The sequence below is a fragment of the Nostoc sp. genome, assembly GCF_036917315.1.
In the GTDB taxonomy this organism is placed as follows: Bacteria; Cyanobacteriota; Cyanobacteriia; order Cyanobacteriales; family Nostocaceae; genus Nostoc.
Window position 1 is genome coordinate 1 of record NZ_JBALDR010000051.1, and the last position, 19,350, is coordinate 19,350.

At 41.3% G+C, this 19,350-nt stretch carries 16 protein-coding genes and 1 pseudogene; 12 read left to right on the forward strand and 5 right to left on the reverse strand.

The window, feature by feature from the left end; all coding sequences use genetic code 11:
- Nucleotides 1-405: 405 nt before the first annotated feature.
- The 8 genes and pseudogenes from V7K84_RS24425 to V7K84_RS24460 all read left to right on the forward strand — a co-directional run bounded on the left by V7K84_RS24425 (nt 406) and on the right by V7K84_RS24460 (nt 8,060).
- Complete coding sequence (locus V7K84_RS24425) at nt 406-735, forward strand: hypothetical protein (RefSeq protein ID WP_334841860.1); 330 nt, start codon at nt 406-408, stop codon at nt 733-735.
- A 72-nt stretch (nt 736-807) separates the two neighbouring features.
- A complete protein-coding gene (locus V7K84_RS24430) occupies nt 808-1,356 on the forward strand; it encodes a GIY-YIG nuclease family protein (protein ID WP_334841861.1) in 549 nt (182 codons plus the stop codon).
- 48 nt (nt 1,357-1,404) lie between these two features.
- Entirely contained in the window at nt 1,405-2,862 is a 1,458-nt protein-coding gene (locus V7K84_RS24435) for a protein kinase domain-containing protein (protein ID WP_334841862.1), read from the forward strand.
- Between the two features lie 689 nt (nt 2,863-3,551).
- A complete protein-coding gene (locus tag V7K84_RS24440; protein ID WP_289795021.1) occupies nt 3,552-3,911 on the forward strand; it encodes a Mo-dependent nitrogenase C-terminal domain-containing protein in 360 nt (119 codons plus the stop codon).
- A 22-nt stretch (nt 3,912-3,933) separates the two neighbouring features.
- Nucleotides 3,934-4,207: pseudogene (locus V7K84_RS24445) on the forward strand (cupin domain-containing protein).
- A gap of 394 nt (nt 4,208-4,601) precedes the next feature.
- The gene (locus V7K84_RS24450; RefSeq protein ID WP_334841863.1) at nt 4,602-5,348 is read left to right on the forward strand and encodes a creatininase family protein; all 747 of its coding nucleotides are present in this window, start codon (nt 4,602-4,604) and stop codon (nt 5,346-5,348) included.
- A 520-nt stretch (nt 5,349-5,868) separates the two neighbouring features.
- The gene (locus V7K84_RS24455; RefSeq protein ID WP_334841865.1) at nt 5,869-7,110 is read left to right on the forward strand and encodes a DNA cytosine methyltransferase; all 1,242 of its coding nucleotides are present in this window, start codon (nt 5,869-5,871) and stop codon (nt 7,108-7,110) included.
- The gene (locus V7K84_RS24460; protein WP_334841867.1) at nt 7,083-8,060 is read left to right on the forward strand and encodes a Bpu10I family restriction endonuclease; all 978 of its coding nucleotides are present in this window, start codon (nt 7,083-7,085) and stop codon (nt 8,058-8,060) included. The genes V7K84_RS24455 and V7K84_RS24460 overlap by 28 nt, the downstream gene beginning before the upstream one ends.
- Before the next feature lie 133 nt (nt 8,061-8,193).
- Here the strand turns inward: V7K84_RS24460 and V7K84_RS24465 are convergent, their stop codons facing one another.
- The 4 genes from V7K84_RS24465 to rimI all read right to left on the reverse strand — a co-directional run bounded on the left by V7K84_RS24465 (nt 8,194) and on the right by rimI (nt 13,066).
- A complete protein-coding gene (locus V7K84_RS24465) occupies nt 8,194-8,553 on the reverse strand; it encodes a clan AA aspartic protease (RefSeq protein WP_334841868.1) in 360 nt (119 codons plus the stop codon).
- Nucleotides 8,550-8,822: a hypothetical protein gene (locus tag V7K84_RS24470; RefSeq protein ID WP_334842131.1), complete on the reverse strand. Its 273-nt coding sequence runs from the start codon at nt 8,820-8,822 to the stop codon at nt 8,550-8,552. The genes V7K84_RS24465 and V7K84_RS24470 overlap by 4 nt, the downstream gene beginning before the upstream one ends.
- Nucleotides 8,823-9,627: 805 nt before the next feature.
- Nucleotides 9,628-12,096, reverse strand: a complete 2,469-nt coding sequence (locus tag V7K84_RS24475) for an ATP-dependent Clp protease ATP-binding subunit (protein ID WP_069071487.1) — start codon at nt 12,094-12,096, stop codon at nt 9,628-9,630.
- A 418-nt stretch (nt 12,097-12,514) separates the two neighbouring features.
- Nucleotides 12,515-13,066 carry a ribosomal protein S18-alanine N-acetyltransferase gene (rimI, locus tag V7K84_RS24480; protein ID WP_334841869.1) on the reverse strand — a complete coding sequence of 184 codons (552 nt, stop codon included), beginning with the start codon at nt 13,064-13,066 and terminating at the stop codon, nt 12,515-12,517.
- Nucleotides 13,067-13,158: 92 nt separating this feature from the next.
- Between rimI and lysA the strand changes: the two genes are divergently transcribed.
- The 3 genes from lysA (at nt 13,159) to V7K84_RS24495 (ending at nt 16,328) form a co-directional block, all read left to right on the forward strand.
- Nucleotides 13,159-14,556, forward strand: coding sequence for a diaminopimelate decarboxylase (lysA, locus tag V7K84_RS24485; protein WP_334841871.1), 1,398 nt, complete (start codon nt 13,159-13,161; stop codon nt 14,554-14,556).
- 102 nt (nt 14,557-14,658) lie between these two features.
- The gene (gene cdaA, locus V7K84_RS24490; RefSeq protein WP_094351790.1) at nt 14,659-15,582 is read left to right on the forward strand and encodes a diadenylate cyclase CdaA; all 924 of its coding nucleotides are present in this window, start codon (nt 14,659-14,661) and stop codon (nt 15,580-15,582) included.
- Nucleotides 15,579-16,328, forward strand: coding sequence for an isoprenyl transferase (locus V7K84_RS24495; RefSeq protein ID WP_334841873.1), 750 nt, complete (start codon nt 15,579-15,581; stop codon nt 16,326-16,328). Before cdaA ends, V7K84_RS24495 begins: the two co-directional genes overlap by 4 nt.
- A gap of 70 nt (nt 16,329-16,398) precedes the next feature.
- Here V7K84_RS24495 and V7K84_RS24500 read toward each other — a convergent pair whose 3' ends face one another.
- Nucleotides 16,399-17,415: a potassium channel family protein gene (locus tag V7K84_RS24500; RefSeq protein WP_334841874.1), complete on the reverse strand. Its 1,017-nt coding sequence runs from the start codon at nt 17,413-17,415 to the stop codon at nt 16,399-16,401.
- Nucleotides 17,416-18,045: 630 nt separating this feature from the next.
- Here V7K84_RS24500 and V7K84_RS24505 point away from each other — a divergent pair.
- Nucleotides 18,046-19,326, forward strand: a complete 1,281-nt coding sequence (locus V7K84_RS24505; RefSeq protein WP_334841876.1) for an aspartate aminotransferase family protein — start codon at nt 18,046-18,048, stop codon at nt 19,324-19,326.
- The last annotated feature ends 24 nt before the right edge of the window (nt 19,327-19,350 follow it).

The following is a 19,350-nucleotide window of genomic DNA, read 5'->3' on the forward strand; positions in this document are numbered from 1 at the left end:
AGTTTAGGGGTAGCCCTACGCAAAAATAGCTCGATGCCAGGTTTAATAATTCATAACTAAAAGCCCCTAGCGATTACAGCCTGGGGCTTTTTGTTTATCTTGAAAATCTTCAAGTTTTAACTGTGCCAGTATTTACAATATACAGCTTGATTGAAATGAGGTATTTTCTTCCCAAGACTTGACTAAATTGCTAAACTTCATGATTCTTAACAGTGCCAGTTTTATCGTGTAGCTGACAGAAGTCCCATAATCTAATAGGCTGATCTTAAAATGGTTATTTTTAACCAAGTTTATCTGCACAAAAAGGTAGGCTTCGTTGCCCGTCATATTTGGATGACTCTGTGTAATATGTTGCCTATTTTCTATCATCACTTAGTCGTTAATAACTAGCTATTAATACAGAAAATGCCCCTTAAAATCGTTCATAACTTTGATGGAAGTTTCACTCTTGAAGCTCAAGCTCAAGAAACTCTATTCAATTTATTGACAGGCGTTGCTTTCTTGAACCAAATTTGCCAACAGTTGGGTTGTGAGGGACTTAAATTTACAGAATTACTTTTCCAACCAGTTCCTTATAGCTTAACTACCACTAAAGGAATGCCAGCGGAATTTGAAAAATATCATGAATCTGATGACTATGTCATCATTAATGTGCCACCAAATTTCATGTTCAGTGCTAAGATTTTTAAACCGAGTCGCCTTTGTGCAATTTACCAAAAATTGAGTAATGAATAATTTTAAAGATAATTTTTTTCTAATTCGCAATTCTCAATTTTGAAGGCAAATAGTAAGTTTGATATTTGATCTATGGCTTCTGAAACAAATCTTTCTTCTTTGGCAAATCTGGAATATATACCTTATATAGACGATCGCGGCCAATTACCCGAACAATTTCAAGGTAAAATCGGTGTATATGCTATCTTTAACCAAGAAAAAGCACTTCAATTTGTAGGATACTCCCGTGATGTTTACCTCAGCCTCAAACAGCATTTAGTTCGTCAGCCACAGCAATGCTATTGGGTCAAAGTTCAAACTATTGAACGCCCTAGTCGCACAATTTTGGAAAATACTGAAAATGCTTGGATTCTTGAAAATGGCAGTGTGCCTTGGGGAAATGGGGATCAAAAGGAAAAATGGACTCATCCCATTGATGTCAAAGTTGTAATGACACCTGAAGAACAGACAAGTTATCAAAATCCAGCTAATGATGAATTAGCACAAATAAAAGTTCTTAAAAACGTGGCCCGGAGAGTAGAAGCAGAAATTTCAACACAATTGTTAGAAGTGCGGGGTTTGCAAATGCAGATTCGCTTTAATCCTAAATTGAAAGAAGAAGGATTACTAGATTTGAAATGAAGATAGTTTTGGGGAAAACTATCTTATGAATATCGTTTGTAATCTCCCATGACAATACAGCTACTGAACGATCGCTATCAAGTTATTCGCACACTGGGTGCTGGTGGGTTTGGTGAAACCTATCTAGCAGAAGATAGTTATATGCCCTCAAAGCGCTGTTGTGTCGTTAAACAGCTAAGACCGATTCACAATAATCCCCAAATTTACCAGTTAGTCCAAGAGAGGTTTCAACGCGAAGCAGCTATTTTAGAAGAACTCGGTGGCACAAATGACCAAATTCCGGCATTATATGCCTACTTCTCTTCAGGTGGACAATTTTACTTAGTTCAAGAATGGGTTGAAGGCGATACCTTAACTGGAAAAGTCCAGAAGCAGGGGCTATTTAGTGAAGGTGGTGTCCAGGAATTATTCATGAATTTATTACCTGTCCTGGATTACGTTCACTCGAAGCATATTGTTCACCGCGATATTAAGCCAGATAATATTATTGTGCGTCATCGTGATGCTAAACCAGTGCTGATTGATTTTGGTGCTGTGCGGGAGTCAATGGGAACAGTAGTAAATTCTCAAGGCAATCTTACCAGTTCCATTGTGATTGGTACACCTGGCTATATGCCGAGCGAACAAGCCGCAGGTAGACCTGTTTATTCTAGTGATTTATACAGTTTAGGAATGACGGTAATTTATTTGCTCACTGGTAAACAGGCGCAACAACTAGAAACCGATTCTCAAACGGGTGAAATTATCTGGCGACAGTATGCCAGTCATGTTAGCCCAATTATGGCAAGAGTAATCGATCGGGCGATCGCTTATCATCCACGCGATCGCTACCCTACAGCCAGAGCAATGCTGGATTCTTTGCAGAGCATAGCAAATCCAATTCCACCGACGCAACCCCTCTTGACTCAACCAACTGTAGTCTCTGCACCGCCACTTCAGACAGCACCTGTCAAACCACAGCCTAGCCCTCAAAGTAGTCATAGTCAGAATAATATTCTCATGGGCAGTTTGATTGCAGGTGGGTTAATTGGTGCATCTGTGATTATTAGTCAAGTGTTATCCAAATCTTCTCAACCCATAGCAGATAAAACGGTATTACCTTCAGAAACACCGTCAAATGTTACAAGCCCAGTGATAACTCCTACATTTAGACCAACTACCCCATCTGTTCCAACTCAATCACCTTCCGCAACTACATCAATATCACCAGTTGATACTACGACTCTCAACAATTATCTCTGGCTTTCTCAAAGACTTGTAACTGATGCAGATTTGGATGGTAAAAGCGGTTTTGAACTAGATATTATGCGAAATTCGATTTTTGCCATTCATGGCCGCCGTTTTGATAATACTGAATTGCAAAATTACTTTAATAACCAACCTTGGTATCGTCCTACATATTCACCAAAGACATTTCCACCTAAATTGCTGACAAAATTAGAGCAACAGAATGTAGAATATATCAGCAAATATCAGGTTAATACTGGGTTGAGATATTTTAAATAACTAAGTTTTTCATCATCGGGGAGTGAGAACTGGGGAAAATAACCAATACTTTTCTACAAGAGGCTCTGCTAACGGCAAAATCTCACATTGAGTAGTAGTTGGACAAAGCTGATTATATAAAACTGTAGATTTACTCAGTACAAGTGCCCTTGGCTCTTGTGTAAGTTCTTATATTAGTTTTGACTTATCAATCGATTTATTGCTACTTATTAGATAATATCTAGGTTAGTTTCTGTAGTATATCAGACAATTATATGGATATTCAATACTCTAAAATCGAAAGATATTAGGGCGCTAATCCTAACGAAATGTATATAGGGTCAGAACAAAACTGTGTTTATCTGTCATAAACTATATCTCTAGATACTAGTCAGTTTCAGAACTAGGCATTTATATCTAATATATAAGATTCCTATCTGTAAGATTAGAAATCGATAAGTTAAAGAAATGCCATTTTTATATTTTCTTTGTTATTTTGTATTTAACGGGACAGTTCTTCATCATTTGGTGGGCTTAAATAACAATTAGTTAAACCATTTCCCTTCCCAAAGATGCATGTAAATTGTTTGCATTATGCTTACTTTGCTTCTGAATCTACAAGCACAATGCAAATTGACCCAAAATATTACATGTGAACATTTTCGATCGGTAAATAGTTCATCTACACAAGGAAAGCCTTGCCTAAAACTATGCTTAAAACACAGAGTCATCGTATTTTTTTGCCTGCTTTTATTAAACCTTTAGAAGAAAAGAATCAAATAGGTAGTAAAAAGCAATTTGCTCAACCCAAATTAGATTTATTGCAACCATTACGTCAATGGCTCGATAAAATTGAGATTCAGAATCGGAAATTAGCCAAATTTATTGCTAAACTAATTCCTGCTCAGTGTCCATTCGAGCGTGATATCATGCTTTTTGGCCGCAAAATAGCTCATATTCCGCCAATGTGCAAGCTGAATCCGCTTTATAACGAACTTGTCTACTTGCGTTTTCGCGCTTTGTGTTATCTAGTAGATCAGTGTGGAGAGGATATTCAATCTTACTGCTGAATATAACTAGAGCAAACACAATATGGAAATTAAAATTGAGCATCAACTTAAGGCTTGAATATCTCAATGAATTAGGTGTATTGAAATGGGAAATTTGGAAAAAGGAAGTTTCAAAATTCCCTTGGACTTATGATTCTCAAGAAACTTGCTATTTTTTGGAAGGTGAGGTGCTTGTTACTCCTGATAGGGGAGAACAAGTGCAAATGGGTAAGGGCAATTTAGTGATTTTTCCCGCTGATATGTCTTGCAGATGGGAAATTACAAAGAGCGTAAAGAAGCATTATTACTTTGAGTAGTCAAAAATCAAAATCGATCAACTTTTTTTCTTGATTATCCAGAAAAGCACCATTTCATAAATCAATTTTGATTTCTATTATGGGAAAGTTCGGGGCGAGTATCGTAGGATAAAATGGCAGAATCGGTAAATTGCTTATATCCATCTCTGTCGAAACTGGTTGCAACTGCATCCCTAAACAATATTCATAGAAATAGATCGTCTAATTCTCTCCAAATTTGGCAGCAAACAAAGATCCCCGACAACTTTTGCGAAGTCGGGGATCTTTGTTTACTGCCAGCACAAAAAATTCAGAGAGTTCATAATCGTGTTAGTGGGAGTTTAGTTACGGAAGATGCTATTTAGTAGCAAAAGGTTTCATCCCACCGCAATTTTATCGAGGAAAATCATTAACAATGTTACTGCATTTAAGTACTTGGCAAGAAGTCGAAGCTTATTTACAGCAGTCAAAGGGGATTATTTTTCCTATTGGTTCCACAGAACAACATGGGCCAACGGGGTTAATTGGTACTGATGCTATTTGTGCAGAAGCGATCGCAGCCGGTGTGGGTGACGCAACTCAAGCGATCGTTGGCCCTACAATCAATGTAGGGATGGCATTACACCATACTGCTTTTCCTGGCTCAATCAGTCTGCGTCCCAGCACTTTAATTCAAGTAGTGCGAGATTATGTAACTTGTTTAGCCAAAGCTGGTTTTAGCAAGTTCTACTTTATTAACGGACATGGTGGTAATATTGCCACCCTCAAAGCTGCTTTTTCAGAAACCTACGCTCATTTAGAAGATTTGCAGATTCCCAATGCTCAACAGGTGCAATGTCAAGTGGCAAACTGGTTTATGTGCGGTTCTGTATATAAGCTAGCTAAAGAATTATATGGGGATCGAGAAGGTTCTCATGCAACGCCAAGTGAAGTAGCTCTCACGCAGTACGTTTATCCAAATGCGATTAAGCAAGCATATCTTTCACCAGAAGTAGCAAGCGGACATCGGATTTATAGCGCTGCTGACTTTCGAGTACGTTATCCAGATGGACGCATGGGATCAAATCCAGCTTTAGCAACGCCTGAACATGGTAAGCAATTTTATGATTTAGCAGTGAAAGAACTTAGCAATGGATATTTGGAATTTGTAAACGCAGAATAAAACTCATGAAAAGACGTAGAGATGCGAGTAAATCGTGTCTCTGCATATAGCGTTTCCCAAGCAACTGAGGTACACCGAATTCTTGCTCACCAAGGTTAATAGCTTTAAAAACGTACCTCACTAGGTCGGGAACCGCTATAAGATATCTTGAGAATAGTTATTAGATATCTGGTGAAATTAAAGATGCGTTATCCAGAATCGATGATGCTGTCGATACTCGCGTCCTAGCGATCGCTCAAAATGCCAGCGTCAATCATGCGGTGATATTCGTCAATCGTCCACTTAGCAACTATCACACTGATGACGATTGATTCCTTCTAATAATTCTTTATATTCTCCCATTTTAAATGCACTTCAGATATGATTCCGAATCAATCGATTGATTGAAGAATACTCAAAATTACTTATAGCTAAGATACCTTGGACAGAATAACTGTGTAGCAGGTTGACAAAGAGCTACAAGGGTATCATCCTAGAGTGTTTAGAAGGTAAACAAGATGAGTAACCACATTAAGAGTCTATGCTAACAGCACAACCTATCACTATTGATTTGTTTGCTGGGGCTGGCGGCTTTGGTCTAGGTTTCGAGATGGCAGGTTTCTCTGTTCCTTTATCCGTTGAGATTGATACCTGGGCTTGTGATACACTGCGCTATAACCGCCCAAATATGACAGTTATTGAACAGGATATCCGTGATTTAAACACTGCAAGTAGCCTTAAGAATATCTGTCACTTCAAGCCGGATATTGTTATTGGTGGGCCTCCATGTCAAGGCTTTAGTATTGCCGGCCCAGCACAAAAAGATCCTAAAGACCCTAGAAATAGTTTATTCATTAACTTTGCTGAGTGGATATGTTTTCTCGAACCTCAAGCTTTTGTAATGGAGAATGTTAAAGGTTTGCTTTCGCGCAAAAATATTGAAGGTAGAAAAGTAACAGATATCATTAAAGAAACTTTTGAAAATCTCGGATATTTTGTAGAAGTATGGTCATTAAATGCTGCTGAATATGGTGTACCACAAATTAGGGAGCGGATTTTTATTGTGGGAAATAAAACAGGAAAAAAATTAGGTATTCCTCCAAAAACACATTCCTTAGATTTATTACATATCAATAGCTCTCAATTATCAATATTTGCCTGCATGGGTTTACTTCCTGCCATAAGCTTGTGGGATGCTATATCAGATTTACCACCACTGAATGCACGTGAGGGTGAAGAGGAACAACCTTACATTTCAGAACCTCTCAATAATTATCAAAGCTGGATCAGAAATGGCAGTACAACACTTTATAATCATGTTGCAATGGATCATTCTCAGAGGCTTGTAGAACGCTTCAAACATATTAAATGGGGTGAATCAAGTTCAGACGCACCAAAAGAACATGGGGCTAGACGGCGTAGTGGAAATGGTGAGTTGTCTGAGATAAGTTATGACCAAAATAACCGACGTTTAAATCCATATAAACCATCACATACAATAGCAGCTTCGTTTTACGCTAATTTTCTTCATCCTTTTCAGCATCGCAATTTGACAGCCCGTGAAGGGGCACGTGTCCAATCTTTTCCTGACACTTATCGTTTTTTAGGGAAGAAGACTGTTGTATCTCACAAATTATTACATCGGGAAGAGAGATTTGATGAGAAGTTTCTTTGCCAGTACAATCAGGTAGGTAATGCTGTACCACCTATTCTTGCTAAAGCGATCGCACTTCATCTTCAAGAGAAATTAGAGCTATGCCCAAAAGCGATAGGAACCCTTTAGTTCACGGCTCTAATCTTGAACAAAAGGAGAATCACCGCACAAAATACAGAGATGTTGATAGTAAAAAATATCTCACTGAAATTAGAACTGAGTATGATAATTGGCGTTCTGCTAATCTCGAATTAGTTGGCCCGACTTCAACACCTACCGATCAAGATGACGCAATTATTGCTACTAGGGTAGAATTTCTATCAAAATATAAGGATTTTTTAGATCAGCAGCACTATGCTGAGAAGTTTGATTCTCGGTCAAACCTTCACTCTAGCGTGCTGGAGGAATTTCTCTATTATCTGTTTAAAGATTTAGTCCGAGACTTTGGAAAAAATGCTCTCATCGGCAAATCACATACATTCAAAGATATTTTCTTTGTACCGCCAAAATACTCTGAGATGCTGAAGCGACCGTATGCACGTATTGAAAAGAAAGATCATGACTTTGTAATTGGAGCCACTATTCAAGTATCATTTGAAGCAGCAACCCCACCGGAGAAAGATGAAAATCCTGGTGAAATACTCTCACTTCTTAAAGAGGAACCGGAAAATTACTCTGAAGTTACAGTTACAGGAAACACCGAAACACATATTTTCGATATTCCAGTTGTTGCTATTGAATGTAAGACATATCTTGATAAAACTATGCTCGAAGGTTCATCACGAGCAGCAGAGGATTTAAAGGCAAGAAATCCAAATAGTTTATATGTTGTACTTATGGAGTGGATTAAGCTGACCAGTGATGTCAATCTTCGGAAGTACAAGGTTGACCAAATTTACGTACTACGTCAGCAAAAAAACACTGACCGAGAATTTAGGTATGAAGAAAAATATATTAAAAATTCAATTAATCCAGTTGTAGTTCAACATCTATTCCATAAAGTGCGGAAGCATCTGAAAATGGACTGGACTGGCGGAATTGAACACGGTATAGAGCGTGGGTGGCTAATTGACGAGTAGCTACTGACCTTACTCGGCGCTTCAGACACTTGCGTAGGTGAACAATGCCCGAAATCATCTGTGAAAGGCGATCGCAACATCTTAACTATCAATACAATGCTCCAACTTTTGCCAATAAAGCAACTACAATTCATCAATTGTTACTAAACCGCCCTCGATAAACTAACTGTATGACAAGTTCATGCTCATCAAGTAAAGCAGTTCCTAATAGAGGTAAACGTCCTGTAGCAAGTACATTCACTTCCCGTTCTTCTCCATTCCAAATAATGGTAGCTTGATGTATTGGCAAGATTACATTACTATTGTCAGCTAAATTTGCATACATTTCATACACGAAAGGGAAACCCAGTATAGTAACTGCTGCTGGAGGCAGAGAAAGAAACTCTGTAAAACCTGTATCGATAACAAATTCAATAGTAAAATCTGGTTTATTTGGCAGTCGAAATATTATGTTAACGGTTGCACGTCCGTTTTTGATAATACCAGAAATCAACGATAATCACGCTCCATCTCACCACTGAAGGAAACAGCGACTTTATAACCAATGCGAATACCAAAAAGTCGAGCTAATGGGTTTTTATTACGTAAATATCGTGCCGATTTTAAGCCTGTTTTATCAATTGCGTATTCACCTGTTTCTATATCGATAATCACCATTTTACCGATGTTTTCTTCTCGTTCCACTTGTTGACGAATGCTATTTTCATATAATTCTTTCGCACGTCGTCCAACTTCTTCGCGGCTTAAAAGTATGCTATGCACAGCTTTGCTCCTTAATTCTTGATTTATCATTAATTCTATATCTAATGCATAATGATCTGCGATCGCCCGTTCCACCCACCTACTTCAATGTTATTACTCTAGTCTTTTAACGCTCAATACAGCTATATAGTATCGGCGCTTGTGACACGACGATTAATTCCACTCATGATTAAGGGTTAATTTTTTTGTATTTCCAGGATTTACACTGAAAACAGCTAAATTCTATAATTACGATAAAAACAAAAGTTTACATAAGTTTGTCTAAAGGACAAAATCCAACGCTACCAATGGGATTTGTTGGATTTTTTTATTATTCAGTCCGATCTACCACTAATTTAGTCATTTTCACGCAATACTTTAAGACAATTTGCCTGTAAGATTACTTAAAGGTAAGTCTGAATCAGTTGTAAGCAATGATTCCTTAGACAAAGCACTTCAATCACTTGCGGGAATAGGTATTGATTTCCGTTGTTGATCCTGCGACGGTGTATTTCACGGTCAGCTTTACGAGCTTTTTAGTCTTCTAAATTGCTGCTTGATCCTTATGCGAATAGGCGAGAATACACCCGCAAGGGATATTTTTTTTATTTATAATCGTAGAAATTAGCATAATATCTGTGTCAATGCTAAATCTAAATATTAAAATTAAATAACTATTTAAACAGCACAATAATAAGAGAATAACTACGAAAAAGAGTGAAATGTGACCGTCAATTTTACCCTCCAAACAGAAAAACGGTAGAGCAATAAATACTCTACCGTTTTCTAATTTTTTATTTGAGACTTAAATCCCAAACCCTAAATCTTACTCAACACCTTGGGGTAACAATTCCCGGCGCTGTTGAGAACTAACTTGGACAATGCCATTTTCATCCACATCAACAAGGGCTGTATCGCCATCTTTGATACGACCAGACAGAATTTCTTCTGCTAGGCTATCTTCTAACAGGCGCATAATTGCCCGACGTAATGGCCTTGCGCCGTAGCTGGGACTGTAACCTTCTTGGATCAAACGATCCTTGAAGCGGTCTGTGACTTCTAAGGTGATACCTTTTTCCGTCAGACGACCAAATACTTCCTTGAGCATAATTTCGGCGATTTGGGTCACTTCCGGCTTGTTCAACTGACGGAAGACGATAATTTCATCGAGTCGGTTGAGGAACTCTGGACGGAAGTACTGCTTGAGTTCTTCGTTGACCAAAGAGCGAATCCGGTTGTAAGTTGACTCGCTGGCATCTTCGGAGAATTCAAAGCCGATACCGCTACCGCCTTTTTCAATTACCTTAGAACCAATATTGGAAGTTAAAATCAGCAAGGTGTTCTTGAAGTCTACCGTGCGACCTTTGGCATCAGTTAACCGACCGTCTTCCAAAATTTGCAGCAGCATATTGAAAACATCGGGGTGCGCTTTTTCGATTTCGTCGAACAACACCACGGTGTAAGGACGCCTCCGCACGGCTTCGGTTAGCTGACCACCTTCGTTATAGCCAACATAACCTGGAGGGGAACCAATCAGTTTGCTGACGGTGTGACGCTCCATGTATTCGGACATATCTAAGCGGATCATCGCTTCTTCGGAACCGAAGAAGTAAGCAGCCAAGGATTTCGCCAACTCGGTTTTACCTACACCAGTAGGTCCAGAGAAGACAAAGCTAGCTATGGGTCGGTTGGGATTTTTCAAACCAACACGAGCGCGACGAATTGCTCGTGAAACTGCTTTCACAGCTTCATCCTGACCGATTAAACGCTGGTGCAAGGTATCTTCCATGTGCAGCAGCTTTTCAGATTCAGATTCGGTGAGTTTGTTCACCGGTACTCCAGTCCAGGAAGCGACAATGTGAGCAATGTCTTCTTCTGTAACTACAGGTTCTTCACCTTCTGTGCCAGTTGCATTGGTCTTGCTTTGAGCGATCGCGCGGATTTCGGCTTTGATTTCCATTTCGCGATCGCGCAATTCTCCAGCTTTGTCAAAGTCTTGAGAGCGCACCGCGTCATCTTTTTCTTTTAATATTTGACGCAGTTCTTTGTCTAACTCCTTGGCTGCGGGTGGCAGTTGGGAGTTAATCAAGCGCACTCTAGAACCAGCTTCATCAACTAAGTCGATGGCTTTATCTGGGAGGAAGCGATCGCTAATGTAACGGTCTGATAATTTCGCCGCCGCTACCAATGCTTCGTCGGAGATTTTCAGTTTGTGGTGTTGCTCGTAGCGTTCGCGCAAACCATATAAAATTTCAATTGTTTCATCAACTGTAGGTTCGCCAACCATTACTGGCTGGAAACGCCGCTCTAGTGCTGCATCTCGCTCGATGTGCTTCCGGTATTCATCTAGGGTTGTAGCACCGATGCACTGCAACTCACCTCTGGCCAAAGCTGGCTTGAGGATATTCGCTGCGTCAATCGCACCTTCGGCTGCACCTGCACCAATTAAGGTGTGTACCTCATCAATCACGAGAATGACATTACCCGCCGAGCGGATTTCATCCATGATTTTTTTCAAGCGTTCTTCAAATTCACCCCGGTACTTGGTTCCTGCTACGAGCAAACCAATATCCAAGGTGACGACGCGTTTATCTTCGAGGATGTCAGGGACATCTTTGGTGGCAATGCGTGAAGCTAAACCTTCAGCGATCGCTGTCTTACCAACCCCTGGTTCCCCAATCAGCACTGGGTTATTTTTGGTTCGGCGACCCAATATCTGGATCACTCGCTCAATTTCCTTAGCGCGTCCCACCACTGGATCGAGCTTATTGTCTATTGCCATCTGGGTGAGGTTGGAGCCAAATTCATCCAGAGTCGGGGTTTTCGTGCGCCCGGATGAACCGCCTGGGGAAACTTCGGCAGTTTCTCCCAACATCCGGATGACTTGGGTTCTGACCTTAGATAGATCCACACCGAGGTTTTCTAGCACCCTGGCTGCGACGCCTTCCCCTTCGCGGATTAGGCCCAACAGCAGATGCTCGGTGCCAATGTAGTTATGCCCCAGTTGGCGTGCTTCTTCCAAGGAGAGTTCTAAAACTCGCTTTGCCCGTGGCGTAAACGGAATTTCCACGGCAACAAAGCCCGATCCCCGTCCTATAATTTTTTCAACTTCAATTCGGGCATCTTTGAGATTGACGCCCATTGATTTCAGCACCTTCGCAGCCACCCCAGTGCCTTCGCCAATCAGACCCAAGAGGATCTGCTCGGTTCCAACAAAGTTGTGACCTAAACGGCGGGCCTCTTCTTGGGCCAGCATGATTACCTTAATGGCTTTTTCAGTGAAGCGCTCAAACATGGCTTTATCCCATCATCTGCGGTCGTGCCGGTATGCTGATTTTAGCACAGGCAAAGCTTTTGGATGCCTGTATAACAGATTATAGACATCCTGAAGCTATGACTTGAGTTGATGGGCTAATTGTTAACTATTGACTACTCTTATCTGGCTAGTGTACTGAGGAGCTTTAGTTCACCAGCGTTTTTGGGATTTATTACAAATAGCTGACTGCTTAGGTTAAGGGTTTTTTGACTCAATCCCAAACATTTATATTTAACATATATATATTTTAATATCAAGCAAAAATAATTTATATATTATATTATTATGAGAAAATAGTTTTTCATAATATATTTAAATTTAAATTAGCGTGGTAAAGTTGCATTTTTTTGCTGAGGGCGATCGCTTGCCCCAATAATTCAAAATTAATAATGCCCAACTACTTAAAAAGCAAGTGCCAAGAGGATTTTTCCAGGCGATCGCTGACAATGGAATACCATTGGTCTAAAGTTGCTTTAAATTTGCGGTGTTGTAAATCTGGGAGCCAAAGGATTAAAGCGTCCTCATCGTTATCTTGGTAGTAACGCCGCCGCCGCCCTGCTGTTTTGAAGCCAAATTTTTGATATAAAGATATAGCCCCTAAGTTGGAAGCTCGCACTTCGAGGGTAGCTCGCTCCATTTTGCGATCGCAAGCTGTCTTAATAAGTGAATATAATAAAGCCTGTCCCATTCCTTGACGGTGATATTGAGGATGAACCGCCAAAATTGTAATGTGGGCTTCATCTAAAATTGACCAAAAGCAACCCATTCCTAGCAAACTTGTGCTGGAGGAGGGAGAAAATAAACCAAGTAAATCGCTGTTGGGACTATCCAATTCTCGTTTGTAGCCGTCTGGAGTCCAAAGTCCGCCAAAACAGGCTCGATCGAGTTCCAGAATAGCACTGAGATTTTCTAATGTCAGTAATTTAATTTCTAAGTCTAATGAGATCACATTTATTGAATAACGTTACAAACCCTTTGTACACTGGGAATCGGGAGACAAACTCAAAGCCCGTAATTTGAACAAGGAAAATTTTTATAGTTATGGTATCGACTCACCCCACTGGGGTTCAACATTCTGGAAGTCAATATTTACCTCAAAGGCACGACACCAAGGCAAATCCATCGCCTAATCAGGAACTTTTACCCTTAACTGCCAGAGTCCATAATCATGACTCCCTGGAAATTGGTGGGTGTGATGTCACAACCCTAGTTGAGCAGTTTGGTTCACCTTTATATATTTTAGATGAAGAAACCCTACGTTCGGCTTGTCAGCAATACCGAGATACTTTCAAGCAATACTACAAGGGCGAATCTCAAGTATTGTACGCCTCAAAAGCTTGGAATTGTTTAGCAGTTTGTGCGATCGCCGCCTCTGAAGGTTTAGGAATCGATGTAGTTTCTGGGGGCGAACTTTACACCGCCTTGCAAGCAGGTGTTAGTCCCGATAAAATTTATCTTCACGGAAATAATAAATCTCGTGAAGAATTAATTTTAGCGATCGCATCTGGTGTCACCATTGTGGCGGATAACTGGTATGAATTACATACCCTGGTCGAAATCGCCCAACCTGCTCAACCGATTCGCATCATGTTACGGCTAACCCCCGGTATTGAATGCCACACTCACGAATATATTCGCACGGGACACTTAGATAGTAAATTTGGCTTTGATCCCAACAATTTAGATGAAGTTTTTGCCTTTGTCAGTCAACAATCTGCCCTGAATTGCGTAGGAGTACACGCTCATATTGGTTCCCAAATTTTTGAGCGCCAACCGCATCAAGATTTAGCCGCCGTTATGGTGCAGTGGCTGCGGGATGCTGCTAAGTTTGGTTTAAATATTACAGAGTTAAATGTTGGTGGCGGTTTAGGGATTAAATATATAGAATCAGACGATCCCCCTAGCATTGAAGAGTGGGTGAAGGCGATTTGTGAAGTAATTCAAGAAGCTTGTGCAGCTGAAAATCTGCCTTTGCCAAAATTACTAAGCGAACCAGGGCGATCGCTAATTGCCACAGCCTGCGTCACTGCTTATACTGTTGGTTCATCCAAAGTTATCCCAGAAATTCGTACCTACGTAGCAATTGATGGCGGAATGTCTGACAATCCCCGCCCGATTACTTACCAATCAGTTTATCGGGCAGTCGTTGCCAATAAAATGTCTTTTCCCCTAAGTCAAACAGTCACAATTGCCGGTAAACATTGTGAATCAGGAGATATTCTGATTAAAAATGCTCTACTCCCAAAGACTGAACCAGGGGATATTCTCGTAGTTATGGGAACTGGTGCGTACAATTACAGTATGGCATCTAACTACAACCGCTTGCCCCGACCGGCAGCAGTCGTAGTGGCGAATGGCGAAGCAAATTTAATTTTGCAACGTGAAACTTATGAAGATTTAATTCGACAAGATCGCCTACCAGAAAGACTCAAGAAATAGTCATTTGTCCTTGGTCATTAGTCATTAGTCATTTGCAAATGACAAAGCACAAATGACAAAGGACCAACTGTAAATTAGAGGCAAAAGTTTAATCCAGATGTCATGAGAGATTGGTGGAAGCAATGGCTGGCAAACCTGGGGTGGTCACAGTCCTTGCTACTTGGGACTCTGGATATTGTGTTGGTGCTGGCGCTAACGTACATGATACTAGTTATTATTAGTGAGCGCCGGACACTATGGATGGTGCGGGGATTCATTATCTTAATGCTAGCCTCAGCACTAAGTGGCAGATTCGGACTACCTCTGCTAAGTTTTGTACTAGAAAAGTTGGTGATTGGTTGTGCTGTGGCAATGGCAGTTGCTCTACAGTCAGAGTTTCGGCGGTTTTTGGAGCAATTGGGGCGTGGCGAATTCCGCCAGATGTTTCAACCCGACCGTCTGGCAATCCCCAAATCTGATAGTGTAATTGATGAAATTGTTGAGGCTGTTAAAGAATTGTCAAAAAACCGCATTGGAGCTTTACTAATTGTCGAAACCACAGGGCCAATAGATGAGCGAGATTTTTCTGTGCCAGGAGTAAAGCTAAATGCGGAAGTTTCTAAAGAACTAATCCAGACAATTTTTCAGCCGAAAACTTTGTTACACGATGGAGCGACATTGATTCGTGGCTCACGGATTATATCATCGGGTATAATTTTACCACTTTCGGGACGCACAGCCTCGCGCCAGTTGGGAACACGCCACCGAGCGGCAATGGGAATTACTGAGCGGGTCGAAAATTGCATTTGTGTCGTTGTCTCTGAAGAAACGGGTTCTATTTCCTTAGCGGAACGGGGAACCCTAAATAGACCGCTGACGATTCGGAAACTGAAAGAGTCATTAGAAGCTCTTTTATCTCCAACCGTAGATAGGGAAGCTGTTGCTCCTGGTCTGTTGAGTTTTGTTCGTCGGATAGGTGGGAAGACACTAGCACTGGTTTCACGTTTACTCAGATTACCATCGACCGCTTCTCGAGATAAAAAATGACAGTACAACAAACTAAACTACAAGATTTACCTACCGATTTAAAACGAGAATTATTGCCGCAGCACGTTGCGGTGATTATGGATGGTAATGGTCGATGGGCTAAACGTCAGGGTCTACCCCGAATTATGGGTCATAAACGAGGAGTAGATGCTCTTAAGGATTTACTCCGCTGTTGTCAGGATTGGGGAATTCAGGCGCTGACAGCTTATGCTTTTTCAACGGAGAACTGGAAAAGACCGCAGGAAGAAGTAGATTTTTTGATGACTCTGTTTCAAAGAGTTTTGCGCCAAGAACTGCGGGAAATGGTCGAAGAGAATGTTCAAATTAAGTTTGTAGGGAATTTGCAAGACCTGCCGCGATCGCTTCAACAAGAAATTTCCCGTTCAATGGAGGAAACTAAGAATAATCGTGGTATCCGATTTTCAGTAGCAACTAATTATGGCGGACGGCAAGAGATTTTACAAGCTTGTCAGGCGATCGCAAAGCAAGTTCAGCAAGGTATGCTACAACCCGATGAAATTAATGAACAGGTGTTTGAGAGCCACTTGTACACAGCCGGAATTACTGACCCAGATTTATTAATTCGCACCAGTGGAGAAATGCGCCTCTCAAATTTTCTTCTCTGGCAAATGGCTTATGGGGAAATTTATATTACCGATGCTCTCTGGCCCGATTTTGACCGTGCCGAATTTCATCGTGCCTTGTGCGCCTACCAGCAACGGGAGCGGCGATTTGGGAAAGTCTAAATCTGTTTACGCAATTAGACTATACAAACAATATCTAATTAGTATAAAAAAGTAATTAAATAAAATAAAATCAACTATTTTTCGGTCGTCGCAGTTTCTTGGAATTCATTGGGCCGAGAATTTGATTCAGGCTACGCAATTGCTCTGCTGTACCCATACCAATTAGCCGATCTCCTGGCATTAAAATCGTATCGCCAGTGGGGCCACCGATTAAAGTCCCATCAACACGGCGAATTGCCAGAACTAATGCCCCAGATTGCGATCGCAATCTCGCCTTTTGCAAACTTTGACCCACGAAAGGACAGAAAGCCGGGTCGAGTAAAAATTCTTCCATATACAACTGGCGGTCTGCACCTGTCAAAATCCCGTCTACAAAGTCCAACACCTGGGGTCTGAGTGCCGCAGCAGCCATCCGCTTTCCACCAGTAATATAGGGGGATATCACTTCATCCGCCCCGCCCCGTCGTAACTTCTGCAAAGCTTCTTCTGTACTTGCCCGTGCAATCACCCGAATTCCCGAATTCAGTGTTTTAGCCGATAATACAATGTATAAATTTTCAGCATCAGAAGGAAGGGCTGCAACGATACAAACCGCCCGTTCAATACCAACTTTCAAAAGTGTGTCATCTAATGTAGCGTCGCCTTGGTATGCTGTGTAACCTTCAGTCTGCGCCCTTTGTACTGATTCAATCTCTGAATCAATTACCACAAAAGGTGCCTCTTCTGCCCGAAATTCCTTGGCAATTTGGCGACCAGTCCGACTAAATCCACAGATGATGTAATGTTCTGATAGGGATTCCATTAACCGCCTCTGTTGCTGTAGCCGAATTCCTTGTTGAAAGTAGCCTTGAATAATCGCTTCTGTAAATCTGTTGACAATGTAACCGATATTGACTACACCCAACAAAATTAGGGCAATTGTAAATAATCGTCCTCGACTACCGAGTGGGTGCGTCTCTCCATATCCCACAGTCGCTAAAGTGATAACTGTCATGTAAGCTGCATCTTCCCATGACCAGCCCTCCACTAACCAGTACCACAAAGTGCCAATAAAGAAAACACCGCCAAGAGCGATCGCCCCAGCCATCAACTCTTTTTGGATACGTTGATATTTTTGCTCAAGTGTTGAGAATGAGGTAAAAATAGTACTTTTAACCTAATTTTTCTAGTTTTCTAGTAACTTTTTAATATTCGTCCTTTTTAGTATATTTAATCTAAGTAGGTGGGCAAGAATAAATCAAACTAAGTTACGCCATGTAAAATTAATTAATTTGTCTGTTAGTACAGCTTTGCATTAATTCGTAGCGGTTTTAAACGCAAAGGAATGCAGAGGTACACAGAGGGATTCGCTATGAAGTTACGAAATTATGTACTTAGCAAGGGCTGAAGCCGCTTACTGCAAACCTTTAATTATTCATGCTCATTTACTTAGAAGTTATCTAAATAACTCATAACTACTTAGCTTTTTGGACATCAGTGAGAAAACCCCTACACTCTACCCAAGATTTGGACAGGCTGCGCCTATGGAAATTGCCTGTCGTTCATACTCTTGCAGCATTGAGTACAAAAATTTTTTTCAGCACCGCCATGCCTTTGAGGTTATATAAGCGTTAGCCTAAGAAGAAGTACGAGTTGTGCTAAATAAAAAGTATTTTTTAGGGATTTCTAGGAAACTAGTAAATAACTATATAATGAAAAACTTTCAGGAGGAGCGGTAGTGAGCCTACAAACTCTCGTTGACCAAGCCACCATCCCCCCAGATTCAGGGTCAGCATCTAGTCCCTTTGATACAGATAGCTTTAATGAAGCTGTCATGTCTACCTACGCCCGGTTTCCCTTAGCCCTAGAACGGGGTGCTGGATGTCGGGTTTGGGATACACAGGGGCAGGAATATCTGGACTTTGTAGCGGGAATTGCTACTTGTACTTTGGGACACGCCCACCCAGCGATGGTAGAAGCGGTAACACGCCAAATCCAAAAGCTGCACCATGTCTCTAATTTGTATTACATTCCTGAGCAAGGTGAATTGGCAAAATGGCTTGTCGATCGTTCCTGTGCCGATCGCGTATTTTTCTGCAACTCTGGAGCTGAAGCTAACGAAGCCGCAATTAAACTGGCGCGGAAATACGCTCACACAGTATTAGACATTGAAAAACCGATTATTTTAACCGCCAATGCCAGTTTCCATGGGCGGACTTTGGCAACGATTACCGCCACGGCACAACCGAAGTATCAAAAGTACTTCGATCCTTTGGTTCCTGGGTTCCACTACGTAAATTACAACGATATTAACGCTGTGGAAGTAGCGATTAGCGAGTTGGATGAAGGCGATTATCGGGTAGCAGCAATTCTGATCGAGCCATTGCAGGGAGAAGGCGGTGTACGTCCAGGAGATGTTGCCTATTTCAAAAAGCTCCGGCAAATTTGCGATGAAACTGGCGTTTTGTTGATTTTCGACGAAGTGCAAGTTGGTATGGGGCGTAGCGGCAAATTATGGGCTTACGAACATCTCGGCGTTGAACCGGATATTTTCACCAGTGCTAAAGGCTTAGGCGGTGGTGTCCCCATCGGTGCAATGATGAGCAAGAAATTCTGCGATGTTTTTCAACCAGGAGAACACGCCAGCACCTTTGGCGGCAATCCTTTTGTGTGTGGTGTAGCACTCAGTGTTTGTCAGACATTGGAACGGGAAAATATTTTGCAGAATGTCCAAGATAGGGGCGAACAGTTGCGATCTGGATTGAGAGCGATCGCAGCAAAATATCCTCAGCACATTAGCGAAGTTCGGGGTTGGGGTTTAATCAACGGTTTGGAGTTACGAGCCGACATTGGTTTAACCGCAGCCGATGTCGTCAATGCTGCCATTAAGGAAGGTGTATTGCTAGTACCAGCCGGGCCAAAAGTAGTCAGGTTTGTGCCACCGTTAATTGTTACAGAGGCGGAAGTCAACACTGCCTTGCAAGCTGTGGACAAGGCGATGTCTAACGACAAGCCGTAGAACGTCTACGCAATTCTCACCAAA